This window comes from Arthrobacter sp. 05L428 (assembly GCF_056397665.1).
Genome location: NZ_JBFTNW010000002.1, coordinates 312,606 through 328,239, shown reverse-complemented (window position 1 = coordinate 328,239; position 15,634 = coordinate 312,606). Strand labels below are relative to the sequence as shown.

14 protein-coding genes, 1 tRNA gene and 1 other RNA gene are annotated in these 15,634 nt (G+C 68.7%); 8 read left to right on the top strand and 8 right to left on the bottom strand.

What is annotated here, in order from left to right; genetic code table 11:
- Window positions 1-46 precede the first annotated feature (46 nt).
- Window positions 47-583 carry an N-acetyltransferase family protein gene (locus tag AC1DH3_RS07935; RefSeq protein WP_476908996.1) on the top strand — a complete coding sequence of 179 codons (537 nt, stop codon included), beginning with the start codon at window positions 47-49 and terminating at the stop codon, window positions 581-583.
- Between the two features lie 104 nt (window positions 584-687).
- The gene (locus tag AC1DH3_RS07930; RefSeq protein ID WP_441418945.1) at window positions 688-1,398 is read left to right on the top strand and encodes a DsbA family oxidoreductase; all 711 of its coding nucleotides are present in this window, start codon (window positions 688-690) and stop codon (window positions 1,396-1,398) included.
- A 15-nt stretch (window positions 1,399-1,413) separates the two neighbouring features.
- Here the strand turns inward: AC1DH3_RS07930 and AC1DH3_RS07925 are convergent, their stop codons facing one another.
- Window positions 1,414-1,662 carry a hypothetical protein gene (locus AC1DH3_RS07925; protein WP_476892866.1) on the bottom strand — a complete coding sequence of 83 codons (249 nt, stop codon included), beginning with the start codon at window positions 1,660-1,662 and terminating at the stop codon, window positions 1,414-1,416.
- 241 nt (window positions 1,663-1,903) lie between these two features.
- Here AC1DH3_RS07925 and AC1DH3_RS07920 point away from each other — a divergent pair, with 241 nt between their 5' ends.
- Complete coding sequence (locus AC1DH3_RS07920; protein WP_441418943.1) at window positions 1,904-2,542, top strand: TetR/AcrR family transcriptional regulator; 639 nt, start codon at window positions 1,904-1,906, stop codon at window positions 2,540-2,542.
- A gap of 43 nt (window positions 2,543-2,585) precedes the next feature.
- Here AC1DH3_RS07920 and AC1DH3_RS07915 read toward each other — a convergent pair whose 3' ends face one another.
- Together AC1DH3_RS07915 and AC1DH3_RS07910 are read right to left on the bottom strand one after the other, a co-directional pair.
- Window positions 2,586-3,266: a LytR C-terminal domain-containing protein gene (locus AC1DH3_RS07915; protein ID WP_476908995.1), complete on the bottom strand. Its 681-nt coding sequence runs from the start codon at window positions 3,264-3,266 to the stop codon at window positions 2,586-2,588.
- Window positions 3,259-3,558, bottom strand: a complete 300-nt coding sequence (locus AC1DH3_RS07910; RefSeq protein ID WP_175322235.1) for a type II toxin-antitoxin system VapB family antitoxin — start codon at window positions 3,556-3,558, stop codon at window positions 3,259-3,261. Before AC1DH3_RS07910 ends, AC1DH3_RS07915 begins: the two co-directional genes overlap by 8 nt.
- Before the next feature lie 212 nt (window positions 3,559-3,770).
- Here AC1DH3_RS07910 and AC1DH3_RS07905 point away from each other — a divergent pair, with 212 nt between their 5' ends.
- Both AC1DH3_RS07905 and AC1DH3_RS07900 read left to right on the top strand, forming a co-directional pair.
- The gene (locus AC1DH3_RS07905) at window positions 3,771-4,682 is read left to right on the top strand and encodes a hypothetical protein (protein ID WP_476892867.1); all 912 of its coding nucleotides are present in this window, start codon (window positions 3,771-3,773) and stop codon (window positions 4,680-4,682) included.
- A gap of 38 nt (window positions 4,683-4,720) precedes the next feature.
- A complete protein-coding gene (locus AC1DH3_RS07900; RefSeq protein ID WP_175322233.1) occupies window positions 4,721-6,361 on the top strand; it encodes a stealth family protein in 1,641 nt (546 codons plus the stop codon).
- Between the two features lie 47 nt (window positions 6,362-6,408).
- Here the strand turns inward: AC1DH3_RS07900 and AC1DH3_RS07895 are convergent, their stop codons facing one another.
- The 4 genes from AC1DH3_RS07895 to AC1DH3_RS07880 form a co-directional block, all read right to left on the bottom strand.
- Window positions 6,409-7,353, bottom strand: coding sequence for a phosphodiesterase (locus AC1DH3_RS07895; RefSeq protein WP_441418940.1), 945 nt, complete (start codon window positions 7,351-7,353; stop codon window positions 6,409-6,411).
- 206 nt (window positions 7,354-7,559) lie between these two features.
- Window positions 7,560-8,771 (bottom strand): formaldehyde dehydrogenase, glutathione-independent, encoded by a 1,212-nt coding sequence (gene fdhA / locus AC1DH3_RS07890; protein ID WP_441418939.1) that lies wholly within the window; start codon window positions 8,769-8,771, stop codon window positions 7,560-7,562.
- 260 nt (window positions 8,772-9,031) lie between these two features.
- The gene (locus tag AC1DH3_RS07885) at window positions 9,032-9,517 is read right to left on the bottom strand and encodes a glutathione peroxidase (RefSeq protein WP_476892868.1); all 486 of its coding nucleotides are present in this window, start codon (window positions 9,515-9,517) and stop codon (window positions 9,032-9,034) included.
- 101 nt (window positions 9,518-9,618) lie between these two features.
- Window positions 9,619-10,809 (bottom strand): M23 family metallopeptidase, encoded by a 1,191-nt coding sequence (locus AC1DH3_RS07880; RefSeq protein WP_476908994.1) that lies wholly within the window; start codon window positions 10,807-10,809, stop codon window positions 9,619-9,621.
- 313 nt (window positions 10,810-11,122) lie between these two features.
- On the opposite strand from AC1DH3_RS07880, the gene AC1DH3_RS07875 reads away from it, so the two are divergent.
- A complete protein-coding gene (locus tag AC1DH3_RS07875; protein WP_476908993.1) occupies window positions 11,123-12,034 on the top strand; it encodes an oxygenase MpaB family protein in 912 nt (303 codons plus the stop codon).
- A gap of 101 nt (window positions 12,035-12,135) precedes the next feature.
- On the opposite strand, the gene AC1DH3_RS07870 is transcribed toward AC1DH3_RS07875, so the two are convergent.
- A tRNA-Ser gene (locus tag AC1DH3_RS07870) sits at window positions 12,136-12,220 on the bottom strand.
- Between the two features lie 225 nt (window positions 12,221-12,445).
- Here AC1DH3_RS07870 and ffs point away from each other — a divergent pair.
- Together ffs and AC1DH3_RS07860 are read left to right on the top strand one after the other, a co-directional pair.
- Window positions 12,446-12,542: signal recognition particle sRNA small type (gene ffs / locus AC1DH3_RS07865), an RNA gene on the top strand.
- 27 nt (window positions 12,543-12,569) lie between these two features.
- A complete protein-coding gene (locus AC1DH3_RS07860) occupies window positions 12,570-15,587 on the top strand; it encodes a DNA polymerase III subunit gamma and tau (RefSeq protein ID WP_476908992.1) in 3,018 nt (1,005 codons plus the stop codon).
- The last annotated feature ends 47 nt before the right edge of the window (window positions 15,588-15,634 follow it).

Sequence of the window (15,634 nt, the reverse complement as noted above, 5' to 3'; positions counted from 1 at the left end):
CTTCACGAAGGTCAAGCAGCGCGGTCCGCGGACTAGGGTTTTTCGCATGACGCACCTCATCCGGAAGGCAACGGCCGACGACGCCGGCCCGCTGGCCGAACTCGCCGCCATCACCTTTCCGCTCGCCTGCCCGCCGGAATCCCGGCCCGAGGACATCGCCGCGCACCTGGCCAACACGCTCAGCGAAGCCAATTTCCGCGACTACCTGGCCGATCCGGACGTCACCGTGCTCGTGCTCGACGCGGACGGGGCGCTCCGCGGCTACAGCCTGCTCCTGGACCGCGCCACGCAGGATCCGGACGTGGCTGCCGTCCTCGGGGCCGGGCCGAGCACGGAACTGAGCAAGTGCTACGTCCACCCGGAGCACCACGGCCTCGGCGCGGCGGCCGAACTGATGCAGGCCAGCATCGTCGCGGCGTCGGCCTCGGGCGCCCGCGGCCTCTGGCTCGGCGTGAACAGCCAGAACGCCCGTGCCATCAGGTTCTACGAGAAGTCCGGCTTCCGGAAGGTCGGCACCAAGTCGTTCAGGCTGGGGAGCACGGTGGAGCACGACTTCGTCATGGAACGCCCGCTCGCGCCCTGACGACGCCCCTCCGCCCCCCTCCGCGTCCCCTGACCGCGGGAACGGACTTTGGAAGCTGGCGGGCCGACGGGAATGAGCGCGGGCCCGGCGGGGTTGTCGCCAGCATGAAGATTGAGATCTGGTCCGACGTGGCCTGCCCCTGGTGCTATATCGGCAAGCGCCGTTTTGAGACCGCGCTCGCGGCGTTCCCGCACCGCGATGGCGTGGAGGTGCAATGGCGCAGCTTCCAGCTGGACCCGTCCCTGCCGGAGCACTACGACGGCACCGAACTGGACTACCTGAGCACCCGCAAAGGCATGGCCCCGGACCAGGTCGCCGGCATGTTCGAGCACGTGGCATCCCTGGCCAGCGCCGAGGGACTCGACTACCGCTTTGACGCCGTCGTGGTGGCCAACAGCTTCACGGCCCACCGGCTGATCCACCTCGCCGCCGCGCACGGTCAGCAGGATGCCGCCAAGGAACGGCTACTCAGCGACCACTTCGAGCACGGCCGCGACATCGGCAGCCGTGAATACCTCACCTCCTTGGGCCTCGACCTCGGGATCGACGCCGGCGAACTGGACGAGCTGTTCAGTTCGGACAAGTACGCCGACGACGTCCGGCAGGACTTCGCCGAGGCCCGGGCCCTGGGCATCAGCGGTGTGCCGTTCTTCGTCATCGACCGCAAATACGGCATCTCCGGGGCCCAGCCGGCGGAAACCTTCACCGCAGCCCTGGAGCAGGCGTGGCAGGAAAGCCACCCGCTCGTTATGGTCGACGCCGGCACGTCTGGTTCGGACGGCGTCGCATGCGGCCCGGACGGGTGCCCTGTCTGAGTCCCCGTCCGAGGCCTAGGCGGGCTGAGCCAGGCCTGCGGTGACCCCGAGCCGCGAGGCCGGGGCACAGCGGACGATCTCCAGCGCCTCGACGTCGAGCAGTTTCCGGGCGCCGGTCCGGGCGTCCAGGATCCAGAACAGCTCCATCAGCGGGATTGTCTGGGTGACCCGCCCCCGGTGGAACAACTTGCCGTTGTGCCACGCCTCGATCTCGTCCCCGGCGGCCAGTTCCCCGCACGTCCGGATCGCACCTTCCCTACCCATAGCCAGCTCCTCCCCAGCGGAGCCCCTCCGTCGGGGCTCCATTGGCACCAGCATGCACGGGTGAGGTTTCGGCGGCGTTTCCGGTGCATGTTTTTCTCGCGTCACGGACCGGTTTGGCTCCGGCTGCCGCCGAACGCCGCCGACGGGTGCGGGGCAGCTTCGGGGCGGCTTCGGTGGCCCCGAGCGCACGCACGCCGAAGCTTCGCCCCTTTTTACTGACAGATCGCGCTAAAGTGTCCGTATGCCCAGGATTTCGGCCGCGAGCAACGCCGCCCAACGAGCCGAGACCCAGCGCCGGATCCTGACCGCGTTCGGCGAACTGCTGTTCACGCACGGGCTGCCCGGCCTGACCATGACCGACGTCGCCCGGCACGCCCGGATCGGCCGCACCGCCGTGTACAACTACTACGCGGACATCGAAGAGCTGCTCATTGCCTACGCACTGGACGAGACGGAACGGTTCCTCGTCGAGCTGCGTGATTCCCTGGCCTCGCTGGAGAACCCCGTGGAGCGGCTGGCGCTCTACGTGCGGGCCCAGGTGGCGGACCTGAGCCGCCGCCACCTGCCGCCGGGCCCCGCCATGGGGGCTGTCCTGTCCCCTGCCTCCTTCGCCAAGCTGGCGGACCACGTCGGTGAACTCAGCCTCCTGCTGCAGGACATCCTGCGCGACGGCATGGCCCAGGGCTATCTCCCCGAAGCGGACATCACCCAGCTTGCCCAGCTCATCCACGGCACCCTCTCCTCCAGTGCGGCCCGCGGGGACGGGGCCGGCGCGGACCCGGAGGCGGAGGCGCGGATCGCCCGGACGGTGCGCTTCATCCAGCTGGGTGCCGGGGCCAGGTTCGACGACGCCGGCCGCCCCCTGCGCGTGAGCGCGTAGCCGAGCCCGCCCGCTTCCTCCTGGACGCCTTCCTCCCGGAGACTCAGGGCTTGGGGCTGGCCGGGACGATGGTCGGCACCACGGGCAGGCTGGGATCTTCGACTACCCGGCGGGTCTCCCGGGGGCAGCTGAGCTTGCCCGGCGTCTGGTCCACGAGCCCCGGCTTGGCCAGTTGTTTGAAGTCCCCGGTCAGGATGACGTCCACGCTGGCGTCGCTGCGGCCGTCCTGGACGTAGTCCGAGCCGGGCAGGTTGCGCTGGACGCTGAAGGCCGCGGACTGGCCGGCAGCCCCGGACACCACCAGTGCCACACCGCGGTAGCCGGACTCGGTGTTGCCGACCGCCCCCACCACGAACTTGCGCGCCGCAAACTCGTTGGCCACCGTCCGGGCCAAACCCGGGCGGCTGGTGGAGTTGTAGACGTTCAGTTTGATCTTCCCGGGCGGCGTGTAGTCGTACGTCGCGTCCGGGCACAGCGGCGCAGCAGCCTGGCTGCGCTCCGCCGTCGGGAGCTTGATCTGGCCGTTCATGATGGCCAAGGCCACCACAATGGCTGCGGCAAGCAGCCCGAGCAGGAGCAACAGGACCGCGCCGTGCAGGATGCGCCGCCGCTTCCGGACCCGGTTGTACAGCTCGTCCTGCTCCGCGAACGTGGCCCGCAGATCGGCGCCGGTGATGACGTGGTGCCCGTGCAGGACCGAGAGATCCTTCGGCTTCCTAGCCATTTATCACCAGCACGCGGGCGTGGATCGCGGTGCGCTGGTGCAGGGCGGTGCGGACGGCCCGGTGCAGGCCGTCCTCGAGATAGAGCACGCCGCGGAATTCCACCACATGCGGGAAGAGGTCCCCGAAGAAGGTTGAGTCCTCGGCCAGCAGCGCTTCCAGGTCCAGGGTGCGCTTGGTGGTCACGAGCTCGTCCAGCCGGACCGGGCGCGGCGGCAACGCCGCCCAGTCCTTGGGCGTATTGAAACCATGGTCAGGGTACGGGCGTCCCTCGCCCACAGCTTTGAAGATCACCATGCAAGCCTAAGGAAGATCACCGGTCAGGGGAATCAAAGTCGCCACGGCGCCGGAGGTTGTGGCCAAACAGTGACCATTTGTCATCGATACGTCCGGTGCTGTCACTGCCGGGCACAGAAAGGTCATTCCGGCTTTAGCCCGTCCGGAGCCCCGGCGTCACGAGTCCGCCGGCGGAGGCGAAGTTCCGGCCCGGCTGAGAGAATGGAGGCATGACTGTAACCGAGACCTCCGCCCTGGTGCCTTCGGCCCCGCCGCTGGCCCTGCTGCTCGACGTCGACGGTCCCGTGGCCAGTCCGCTCACCCGCACCGTCCAGCCGGGAATCATCGCGGACCTGCTGGCCCTCGCGGCCGCCGGGATTCCGGTCATTTTCAACACCGGCCGTTCGGATGCCTTCATCCGTGAGCAGGTTATGGGGCCGATGATCGCTGCCGGAATGCCGGAGGGGCTCACCATCCACGCCATTTGCGAGAAGGGCGCCGTCTGGTTCAGCTACACCGCCGCCGGGGCCGGCGCCGTGCACGTGGACCGGGAACTCGCCATCCCGCAGGCGTTCGGGGACGATGTGCGGCGGCTTGTCGCGGAGGATTACTCCGCCCACATGTTCTACGACGAGACCAAACGGGCCATGGTCTCCGTGGAACAGCACGTCGCCGTCGCCAACTCCGACTACCGCGAGGAACAGGCGCTGTTCGACGCCGACGCCATGGCCCTGATGGGCCGCCACGGCCTGGGGGTGGTGCGGCTGGACCACCACGCCCCGAACAGCGATGACCAGATCGACTACCGGGTCGACCCCACCATCATCTCCACCGACATCGAATCCGTCCGGCTGGGCAAGGACCTCGGCGCCAGCCGGGCTGTGGAGCTGCTGGCCGCCCAGGGCATCACCCCGCAGGCCTGGCGGACGGTGGGCGACTCGCGCACCGACTACGCCATGGCCGACTGGCTGCACCACAACGACCACCCGGTGAAGCACGTGGACGTCCGTCCCGCCGACGGCGTGCCGGTCAAGCCGTACGGAATCCTGACCGCGGCCGACTTGGGGCTCGGCGACGAGGTCATCCACGACGACGCCGGCGCGGCCTTCCTGCGTCACTGGCGCGCCGCCCTGGCCGGCTGAGCGCCCCGCACCGGGCCGTTTTTGCGCCCCGGGTTATTATGCAAGTAGAGATCCACGCACCTTCAACCACTCGGAGAATCGACATTACAGACGCATTGATCCAGGACGAGATTTACTACGGCAGCCAGGCGAGCGAAGACAACCACGCCCACGCGGAGATCACCTCGCCGGCCGCCGTCGCCAGACTCCGGACGCGCTCCGACGTGGTGCGCCGGCACGGCAGGTATGCGCTGATCAATGAAAACCGCACGCCGTACCAGGCCATGGTGGAAGACCTGCTGTTCGTGCGCTCCGTGCTTGCCGGGGCAAAGCTGGACTACCTGCTGGTCCGCGGCAACAACGACCGCCCCGTGATCGCCGTGGACTGGAAGAACCGTCGGGAACTCCGCGCCGCCCTCGTGGAGGCCTGCCGGGACGAACCGTTCTACTCGATGACCGTGGACGCCAAGAAGAAGTCCTCCGTGCTGGTGGCCGACGGTGAGCTTGCACTCAACCGCCAGGCCCGGATCTTCCGGCTGTACCGGCCCCGGGTGGAACCGGACGGCGGCCTCGAGTTCGGCGCCTCGGCCGGCGTCCAGCTGGAGCTCTGGAGCTTTGAGGGCGACCAGCTGATCCTGCCGATCGAAAACTCACTGACCCGGCGGACCCTGCTGGCCCAGGACGCCGTCCGCGGCACCGTCGAACGCTACGGCCACACCTGGCCCACCATCGAGAACATGTTCGCCGACCACGCCAGCGACATCAGCTTCGACGTCGATCTGGTGTTCTCCTGGGTGGACGGCAGCTCGCCCGAGTACATCGCCGCGCGCCGGGCGAGGATGGCCGGCGTCGTTGTGGGCGAGGGAGACGACCACGAGGCCCGCTTCCGCCAGATCAATGAGCTGAAGTATGCCCTGCGCTCGGTCTACATGTTCGCGCCGTGGATCCGGCGGATCTTCATCGCGACGGACTCCCCCGCCCCGGAGTGGCTCGCGGACCACCCGAGCGTGACGATCGTCCGCAGCGAGGAGTTCTTCGCCGACCCCTCCGTGCTGCCGACGCACAACTCGCAGGCGGTCGAGAGCCAGCTCCACCACATCGAGGGCCTCTCCGAGCACTTCCTGTATTCCAATGACGACATGTTCTTCGGCCGGGCAGTGCGGCCGGACATGTTCTTCACCCCGGGCGGGATCACCAAGTTCATTGAGGCGGAGACACGGATCGGGCTGGGAGACAACGACGCCGAGCGCAGCGGTTTCGAGAACGCGGCGCGGGTGAACCGCAAGCTGCTCTGGGACCGGTTCGGGCGGATCACCACCCGCCACCTGGAACACACCGCCGCGCCGCTCCGGCGCAGCGTCGTGGCGCAGATGGAACAGGAGTTCCCGGCCGAATTCGCGAAGACGGCGGCCAGCCGGTTCCGGGCCGCGGACAACATCTCCGTGACGAATTCGTTCTACCACTACTACGCGCTGCTGACCGGCCGGGCCGTGACCCAGACCGCGGCCAAGGTGCGGTACGTGGACACGACGGCCCGCGCCGGCCTGAACTACCTGCCGAAGCTGCTCTCGAAGCGCAACATGGATTTCTTCTGCCTCAACGACGGAAGTTTCCCGGAGGTGGCTGCCGAGGAGCGCGCCGAACTCGTGACGGACTTCCTGGAGAAGTACTTCCCGATCAAGGCGCCCTGGGAGAAGTAAAAGCGGGAACTAGCCGCGGGGAAGCTGCCGGCGAAAGCAGCTGCCGGCTAGTTCCGGGTGGTGATCCGGCGGTGGCCCGGGGTTTGTGCCGGATCCTCAAGCCTGGCCTGGCGCGGAATCCGGATCCCCGCGGCGGCAATGCGCCGCTGGGCCTCTTCGGCCGTGACGAATTCGCCCACCGCAGGCATCGTGTCGCCCACTTGCACCACCGAATGCACGATCGTGTGCTCGTAGACGTGGACCAGGTTGAACGACTGCCCGCTATCCCGGCCCCGGCTTCCGCCCACCGGGACGTTCAGGTCCTGGGTGTAACAGGTGGCGGACGCGACCGAGACGGGGATGCCGGCAAACGTGGCGGTCGTTGAATAGTGCAGGTGGCCGCCCAGGATGGTTCGCACGTCGGAGTTCCGCAGCACCCCGGCAAGCGCTGCCTGGCCGCGCAGTTCAACCAGTACGGCAAGATCCAGCACGGAGGGCACCGGCGGGTGGTGCAAGGCCAGGATGGTGCCGTCGGGTGCCGGGGTGGCAAGCTCGGCGGCGAGCCACTCCAGCTGCGCAGCGCTCAGTTCGCCGTGGTGGAACCCGGGGACGGAGGTGTCCAGCGTGATGACCCGGAGGCCGTTGATGAAGTAGCTGTGGTCCACAGGTGCGTCGTCGGCCGGCTGGTCCAGCAGCCTGGTCCGGAAGTTGGTCCGGTCGTCGTGATTGCCCATCGCCCAGATGACTTTGGCGCCCATGGCGCGGCAGGCAGGTTCCACGATGCCGCGCAGCTTGGAGTAGGCCTCCGCCTCGCCGCGGTCGGCCAGATCGCCGGTGAAGATCACGGCTTCGGGGCGCGCGCCGGAGGCACGGACTTGCTCGAAGAGTTGTCTGAGCCGGGAGTCTGCGTCCACCGCGCCGTGCAGGGGATCCGTACCGCCCAGCAAATGCGGATCGCTCAGGTGGAGTAGGAAATGACGTGGCCGGGGGTGCTCGGCCTCGATGAGCTCCATTGCAACCTTCCTGGTTGGGTGGCGGCAGATGCCTCCAGCGTCCCTCTCAGTTAGATCTATCCAACCAGACATTCGGCCGGCAATGTGCAAACTCCAGTAGGCATGTTTGAAAAAGGGTGTAAATCGAGTATTCCGGCGGACACATACCTGCTTACGTATATGCAGGCTGTGTCCGCCGGAAAGTGGATTACTCGGTTGCTTCGCGGCTAGCTCAGGTAGCCGTTCGGGTTGAGTACGTACTTCGTGGCGGCACCGGCGTCGAACTCGGCGTAGCCCTTCGGTGCGTCCTCGAGCGAAATCGCCTTGGCGTTGACGTTCTTCGCGATGTGGACCTTGTCGTGCAGGATCGCCATCATGAGCCCGCGGTTGTACTTCATCACGGGGCACTGCCCGGTGGTGAAGCTCAGCGACTTGGCCCAGCCGGTGCCCAGGCTCAGGGAAAGCGCACCCTTCTTGGCTGCCTCGTCAATGCCGCCCGGATCCCCCGTGACGTAGAGTCCGGGGATGCCGAGGGCCCCGCCGGCCGCCGTAAGTTCCATCAGCGAATTGAGCACCGTCGCCGGGGCCTCCTTGGCGTCGTGGCCGTGCCCCTTGGCTTCGAAGCCGACGGCGTCGACGCCGCAGTCGACCTCAGGGACTCCCAGGATCTGCTCGATCTGTTCGGCAGGTCCGCCTTGGGACAGGTCGACGGTCTCACAGCCGAAGCTGCGCGCCTGCTTGAGCCGGTCCTCGTTCATGTCACCGACAATCACGACGGCGGCGCCCAGCAGCTGCGCGCTCGTGGCCGCCGCGAGGCCCACGGGCCCGGCCCCGGCGATGTAGACGGTGGAGCCCACACCGACGCCTGCAGTGACGGCGCCGTGGAAGCCGGTCGGGAAGATGTCCGAGAGCATGGTCAGGTCCATGATCTTCTCCAGCGCCTGGTCCCGGTCGGGGAACTTCAGCAAGTTCCAGTCCGCGTACGGGACCAGTACGTAGTTGGCCTGGCCGCCGACCCAGCCGCCCATGTCCACGTATCCGTACGCGGCGCCCGGACGGGCGGGGTTGACGTTCAGGCAGATGCCGGTCTTGCGCTCCTTGCAGTTCCGGCAGCGGCCACAGGCGATGTTGAAGGGGACGGAACAGATGTCCCCCACCTTGATGAACTCGACGTCAGGGCCGACTTCCACGACTTCGCCAGTGATTTCGTGGCCCAGCACCAGGTCTGCCGGGGCGGTGGTGCGCCCGCGGACCATGTGCTGGTCCGAGCCGCAGATGTTCGTGGCAACGGTTTTAAGGATTACGCCATGGCGCACCGGGCGGCCCACGTTGGCGGGGTTGACCCCCGGGCCGTCTTTGAGTTCGAAGGTGGGGTAGTCAATGTCGATCAGTTCGACTTTTCCTGGCCCTTTGTAGGCAACGGCTTTGTTTCCTGTCATCACTTTCCTCCTGGTTTCACGGACCCCCAATGTTGAGTGCCCAGTTGTGATTCACGAAGCATTCTGATGCGCCCTCCACGGGGCTACGTCGGCTGCACGGCCGACGGGCAGACGTGTCTGCGCCGCAGGTATGCCCGGAATGTCGGAGGGTTTCGCCAGTCTAGGCCTGAAGCATGCTGAGGGATAGGGCCCCTTGTGCCCTTGCATTCCCCCGCCGCCCAAAGCTGGCTGGCAGGGACCAGCGGTGGTCCGACGGCGGCTCAGCCGAGCGCCTGCCGCACTGCCTCGATGACCTCGGCTGAGTCGGGCTCCACGGTGGGCGCAAAGCGGGCCACGATCTCGCCGTCGCGATTTACCAGGAACTTCTCGAAGTTCCACTTCACCAGGCCCGGCAGCAGGCCGTTCTTGAACTTGGTCAGCTGCGCATAGAGCGGATGCTGGTTCTTGCCGCGGACGTTGGCCTTGGTCGTCAGCGGGAACGTCACACCGAAATTGCGTTCGCAGAACTCGGCGATTTCCGCGTCGGCGCCCGGCTCCTGCCCGGCGAACTGGTTGCACGGGACGCCGAGGACGCTGAAGCCCTCTTCGCGGAACTTGTTGTGGAGCGCCTCCAAGCCTGCGTACTGGGGGGTGAAACCACACTGGGATGCCACGTTCACCACCAGCACCACCTGGCCGCGGAACCGGCCAAAGTCCGTTTCGGTGCCGTCGTTGAGGGTCAGCGGGATGGAGTGCAGGGATGTCATGGCTTGGTTTCCTCGCGGGCTTGGGGGCAGGAACAGTTCACGACGGTAATTCGCTGCCACGGCGCGTGGGTATGGGTACGGGCCGCGCCGGACTGCCGTGGCTACGGAGTTGGGGAGATCGCGGTTTCCAGGGCGCCCGTCGGCTCGGTGGAGACGGTCTCCGCTGGAACCGCCGGAGCGGTGGGGGCCGGAGCGGGCGGGGTCGGAGCGGGCGGGGTCGGGTCCGACGCCGGATCAGTCACCGCGGGTGTGGGGGTGGGGGTGGGGGCCGGGGGCTCGGCCGGTGCCGGCGCGGTCGTCGGCGGCGCGGTCGGCACCGCCGTCGGCGTGGTCGTCGCCGGAGCGGTCGGCGTCGGCGTGGTCGTCGGCGGAGCGGGCGGCGCCGGCGCGGCGGGCGGCGTCGATGTCGCTAGCGGCGAGCCGGTGGGGGTCGGTGACGGCTTCGCCGCGGCAGTGGCCGGAACCTCGGGTACGTGTGTCTCCTGAACCCCGCCGGTTACCGCATGGGTGTGATCTTCGGACACCGGAATGGCCCAGTCCGCGCCGGCGCTCCCCGCGCTGCCGGCACCCTGCTTGCCGGCAGCAGGCGCATAGCTGACCATCTGGATGTTGTCGAGACGGTCCACCTGCCGCGTGGGGAGGAACTTCCAGTCCAAGGGGTTGGTGTGCGAGCCGTTGAGGATCGTCTCGAAGTGCAGGTGGCAGCCCGTGGACGAGCCCGTCGTGCCCACCTTGGCGATGACTTCGTCCACTCCCACCGATTCGCCCTTCTTCACGGCGATGCCCTGAAGGTGGTTGTACGTGGTGATCAGGCCGTTGCCGTGGTCAATTTCCACCCGGTTGCCGCCGCCCCAGGGGTGCCATCCGACGGCCCGCACCACACCGGCGTCGGCCGAATACACCCGGGTGCCGCACGGGGCGGCAAAATCCTGGCCCCAGTGGAACTCGCCGGCGGTTCCGGTCAGCGGGCTGGTGCGCAGCCCGAACGGGGATGACTCCAGCAGTGTTTCGAGGGGCGCCATCAGGAAGCCCTTCGGCGGGCGCGAGAGGCCTGCCGACGCGACCCGGAGCTCGACCTTGCCGTCTTTGGACGTGGTCTGGACCGTGGTCCGGGCGAAGGAAATGAGGGCATGCCGGTCTGCGGTCAGCCTTGAGGTCTCCCGTGCCGCACCCCCGGGGTCAGCGGCGATCCCGGGAGCCAGCAAACCCGGGCCGGCGGAGCCGGTGGCCAGCGGCACCGCCGCATCCCGGGCTGACGGTCCCGCCGGTGCGGACGGCCCGAAAACCAGCACCGCAAGAGCCAGACCCGTGGCTGCCGCCAGAGAGCGCGCGACGACCTCCGAAGTTTTGGACTGCGCACTCGTTGAGTTTCCCCAGTGTTTTCCCACGATGTGACTCCCGCGATTTTTCCGCCAGGCCCCCATCCCAACGGGCCCACCCCCTTATGTGAACACACTCGACCGGGTCTGTGAACCTCCGCAATGTCTGGCTCCGCGCGAGGTTCGGGGCGGTTTCGGGCCACCGCGCGGCGGATTGGGTGGCGCCCCAGTAGCCCCGCAGGGAAAACAGGTACCGGCCCAGCACCGACCGGGTAAGAATAGGAGTATGCGCAATGTCCTCAGGGAGTGGCAGTCCGAGCTCAAACAGACGTTCACCGGAACCCGGGATGCGGTCCCGGAGTGGGTGGGGCGCCTGGCTGAGGGCGACGACGCCGGCTTCCACCTTCCGGGCTCCGCCGTCTGGGCGGTGCACGGGGGCATGCCGACGATTGTTGCCGGCATCCGCGCCCTCCTGATGCAGGCCTTGCACCCGGGGGCTTTGGCCGGGGTGCACGACCATTCCCGCTTCCGCGAAGACCCCCTGGGCCGGCTCGCCGGGACCATCCGCTGGATCTTCACCGTCTCCTACGGGTCCACGGGGGCCGCCCGCGCCGCGTCCGGCTGGGTGCTGCGGTTGCACGAGTCGGTGCACGGAGAATTCACCGACGGCCACGGCGTCGTGCGGCCCTACGCGGCGAACGATCCGGAGCTGCTCCGCTGGGTGCACATCGCTTTCACGGATGCCTTTCTGTCCGCGCACAATATCTGGGGCGGGCCGATTCCGGGCGGCCCGGACGCCTACGTCCGCGAGTGGGCGCAGGCGGGGACGCTGATGGGCGTGGAGGCGCCGCCGCTGAGCGAGGCTGATATGCGCCGGCAGCTTGACCGCTGGTACGACGACGGCGAACTGGCCTCGGGCGCCAAGGTTGCCGAAACCGTGGCCTTCATCCGCGATCCCCCGCTCCACCCCGCACTCAGGCCCGGGTACCGGGTGCTCTTTGCGGCAGCGGTGTCCAGCCTGGAGCCAAAATACCGGAAGATGCTGGGGCTTCGGACCGCAAGGATGGGCCCGATCCCGCTGCCGGTGAAACTGGCGACGAAAGTCACCCTAAGCGTCGTCCATCTCGCCCTGGGGCGGGTTGGCCCGAGCGAGCAGGCAGCACGCGAAAGGCTCCGCCGGCTGGGGTTCGCGGAGTAAGTGTGACTGGGCGGCGGACCCTCACTGCGGCGGGGCCCGCGTCTGCGGCGCGCTGGCTCAGGACGCAAAAAGGCCCCGGTCCGATGGACCGGGGCCAAACGCGGAGAATGGGGGATTTGAACCCCCGAGGGCGTTAACCCAACACGCGTTCCAGGCGTGCGCCATAGGCCGCTAGGCGAATTCTCCAGTAGCTTCTGAATCAAAAGCAGATACTAGACTACCTGAACTTCCCGGCTTCGCCCAATTGAGCCCTCCGCCCTGCGGCCACGGGACATGCCCCACGCTCCCATCGGACGTTGGACATAGTCGCCATATGCCCACGCCGCGGCCCGAAGAATGGGCATGTCCCGCCGCGAAACAGCAGGCCAACACCCGGATTCGGGGCACGCCCGATCGTCGGGTAAACTAATCGACGGCCCCTCATGTGGCGTCATCCTGTTGAACTCCCCCAGGACCGGAAGGTAGCAAGGGTAAATGGGCTCTGGCGGGTGCATGGGGGGTCTTTTATGTCTGTGCCGATTGGTAGGGTTTAGCTGTGACTGTTACTACCGCTCTTTACCGCAGATACCGCCCCGATTCGTTCGCGGACGTTATCGGGCAGGAACACGTCACCGACCCGCTGATGACGGCCCTGCGGAAGAACCGCGTCAACCACGCCTACCTCTTTTCCGGCCCACGCGGCTGCGGTAAAACCACCTCCGCCCGCATCCTTGCGCGTTGCCTGAACTGTGCCGAAGGCCCCACCGACACCCCCTGCGGCGTGTGCCCCAGCTGCATCGAACTGGCCCGCGGCGGCGCCGGTTCGCTCGACGTGATCGAGATCGACGCCGCGAGCCACGGCGGCGTCGACGACGCCCGTGACCTGCGCGAACGCGCCACCTACGCCCCGGTCCGCGACCGCTACAAGATCTTCATCATTGACGAAGCCCACATGGTCACCTCGGCCGGCTTCAACGCGCTGCTCAAGATCGTCGAAGAGCCGCCGGAACACATCAAGTTCATCTTCGCCACCACGGAGCCGGACAAGGTGATCGGCACCATCCGGTCCCGCACCCACCACTACCCCTTCCGGTTGGTCCCGCCGGAGCCGCTCATGGCATACCTGGAACTGCTGTGCCGGCAGGAGAACGTACCTGTGGCCCCGGGCGTACTCTCGCTCGTCATCCGCGCCGGCGGCGGCTCCGTGCGGGACTCGCTTTCCGTGCTGGACCAGCTCATGGCCGGCGCCGGCCCGAACGGCCTGGACTACGAACTGGCTGTGGCCCTGCTGGGCTACACGCATGCCTCCCTGCTGGACGACGTCGTCGAGGCTGTCGCCGCGTCCGACGCCGCTACCGTGTTCCGCGCCGTGGACCGCGTCATCCAGACCGGCCACGACCCCCGCCGCTTCGTCGAGGACCTGCTCGAGCGTTTCCGTGACCTGATCATCGTGCAGGCCATGCCGGAGAGCGCCCAATCGATCCTGCGGGGCATGCCCGCGGACCAGATCGCGCGGATGCAAAACCAGGCACACAACCTCGGCGCGGCCGAACTGTCCCGCGCTGCAGACGTGACCAACACGGCGCTCACCGAGATGACCGGTGCCACGTCCCCCCGGCTGCACCTCGAGCTGCTGTGCGCCCGCATCCTGCTGCCCAGCTCCGAGCAGACTGAACGCGGCATCGCCGCCCGGATCGACCGGGTGGAGCGGCGCCTGAATTACGCCGGGAACGACGTCGGGACGCCCGCCCCGGTATCGTCGCCGGCTGCCGCTCAGGCACCGGCACCGGCACCGGCCGCCGCCGCCCCGGCAGCGCCGCAGGCACCTCGGGCAACTCCGCCCGCCCCGCTCTCCAACCGGCCTGCCGAAACCTCGGGCCGGACCCCGGCTGCCGCCACCAGCGCGCCCTCGGCCAGCCCGGCCCCGGAGGCGCTGCCGCAGGAAGCGCAGCCGGAACGGCCAGCGCTCACGGCGCCGCGGGTCAGCACCAGCGACTGGCCGGTGGAGGAATCCGCGTCTCAGAACGGCGCCTCCCGCCCGGAGCAAGAACCGCCGGCACCGACCGAATCGGCCCAGACCGCCCCGTCCCCACCGGCGGCTCCGGCCCAACCGGCTCGGAATGAACCGGCCGAGCGCCCCGCGGCCGGCGCCGCTGCAGCGACGCCTGCCCCAGCCCTTGCACCCGCCCCCGCGGCGGTCTCCGGGTCCGGAGCCGACGTCGAGGTCTTGCGCCGTGCGTGGCCCGAGATCCTGCAGACCCTGACCAAGATCAAGCGCAGCACCTGGGCGCTCGTCGAACCCAATGCGCAGGTGGGGCACTTCGAGGATCAGGTCCTGACCCTTTCCTTCACGACATCCGGGCTCGCCGGCGCTTTCGGCCGGGCGGACCACGCCGAGAACCTGCGTCAGGCGATCCACAAGACAATCGGCATCGACTGCCAGATCACGGCCGTCGCCGGCGGCACCAACAGCTCAGCGAGCTCTGAGCCAAACCCAAAAGCGCCCGCTAGCCGGGAGGCTCCGGCCACGTCGGCGGATGTGGCATGGGGCCTTGCCCCCGCCGCGACCGGGGCTGCCCCGGAATCCCCGTCGACGGCCGGCAATGGGGTCGAAACCGGACCTGCCGCCGCCGCGGAAACGCCCGCGCCGCAGTCCGCACCTGCGACCTCACCGGAGCCTGCCCGACCGGCCCCGGTCGAGCAGGCGCCGGCAGCGACCGCCGCGCCCACAGGCCCGGCCCCTGCGCCGACCGACGGCCCCGCCTCCGAGCCCGGTGGTTCGTACTCGTACCCGGACGACGACTGGGGTCCCCCGCGGGACGAGGACGCCCCGCCACTGGATGAAGAGCCGCCGCTGGACTGGGATCCCTCAGCCCCGGAAGCCGCCCGGCCCGCGTCCCCAGCGGCGCCCGCACCGGCGCGCACCCCGGCCCGAGCCCGGTCCAGCAAGGAAGCCCCCGCTACGACCCGGTCATCTGCCCCGGCCGCCAAGGATGCCGCCGAGGACCCGTGGGCACGCGCCGTCGAGCAGTCCCCCGGGGTCTGGACCGTCGGCACGGAATTGAACGTGGGGCGGCACACCTCCACGGAGGCCGTGGCGGAGTCCGCGCAACGCACCCCCGAGCCGGAGCCGCCGCACTACGAGCCCGCGGCTGCCCAGATCCCGGAGCCGGTAGGCGCCTTTTCCGCCGGATCCGGATCCGGATTTGACGGCGCCACTGCCACCCGGGCACCTGCGGCCGGGCCCGCCCCTGCCGCCGCCGGGCCCACGGTCATCACCGCCGCGGCCTCCCCGGTCGCGGCCACGGCTCCGGTCGGCGCCCCTGCAGCCTCCGGACGGCAGAGCCTCTACCAGCGCCTGTCCAACAGCCCCGAGGCGGAAGCCGGTCGGGCCAAGGCACCGGCGCGCGCCGCCGTCGCCGCCACCAGCTACGTCCAGGACGTCCCAAGCGCCGACGACGAAACCATCGAGGAGTCGGGCGTCTTCGGCCGCGCCGCCGTCGAGCGTATTCTGGGCGGGAAGCTGCTGGAAGAGCGTTCCCTGGACGGAAGCCCGCTGGCGCCGCGCTTCTAGCCCTCCCGGCGGCCGCACCGGCCGCCACTCCCCCAAACGAACGAGGA

Coding starts and splice junctions, on each gene's coding strand:
- AC1DH3_RS07930 (WP_441418945.1), top strand. CDS start 688: ATGAAGATTGAGATCTGGTCCGACGTGGCCTGCCCCTGGTGCTATATC.
- fdhA (WP_441418939.1), bottom strand. CDS start 8,771: ATGACAGGAAACAAAGCCGTTGCCTACAAAGGGCCAGGAAAAGTCGAA.
- AC1DH3_RS07915 (WP_476908995.1), bottom strand. CDS start 3,266: ATGGCTAGGAAGCCGAAGGATCTCTCGGTCCTGCACGGGCACCACGTC.
- AC1DH3_RS07920 (WP_441418943.1), top strand. CDS start 1,904: ATGCCCAGGATTTCGGCCGCGAGCAACGCCGCCCAACGAGCCGAGACC.
- AC1DH3_RS07925 (WP_476892866.1), bottom strand. CDS start 1,662: ATGGGTAGGGAAGGTGCGATCCGGACGTGCGGGGAACTGGCCGCCGGG.
- AC1DH3_RS07935 (WP_476908996.1), top strand. CDS start 47: ATGACGCACCTCATCCGGAAGGCAACGGCCGACGACGCCGGCCCGCTG.
- AC1DH3_RS07895 (WP_441418940.1), bottom strand. CDS start 7,353: ATGGAGCTCATCGAGGCCGAGCACCCCCGGCCACGTCATTTCCTACTC.
- AC1DH3_RS07875 (WP_476908993.1), top strand. CDS start 11,123: ATGCGCAATGTCCTCAGGGAGTGGCAGTCCGAGCTCAAACAGACGTTC.
- AC1DH3_RS07900 (WP_175322233.1), top strand. CDS start 4,721: ATGCAAGTAGAGATCCACGCACCTTCAACCACTCGGAGAATCGACATT.
- AC1DH3_RS07905 (WP_476892867.1), top strand. CDS start 3,771: ATGACTGTAACCGAGACCTCCGCCCTGGTGCCTTCGGCCCCGCCGCTG.
- AC1DH3_RS07885 (WP_476892868.1), bottom strand. CDS start 9,517: ATGACATCCCTGCACTCCATCCCGCTGACCCTCAACGACGGCACCGAA.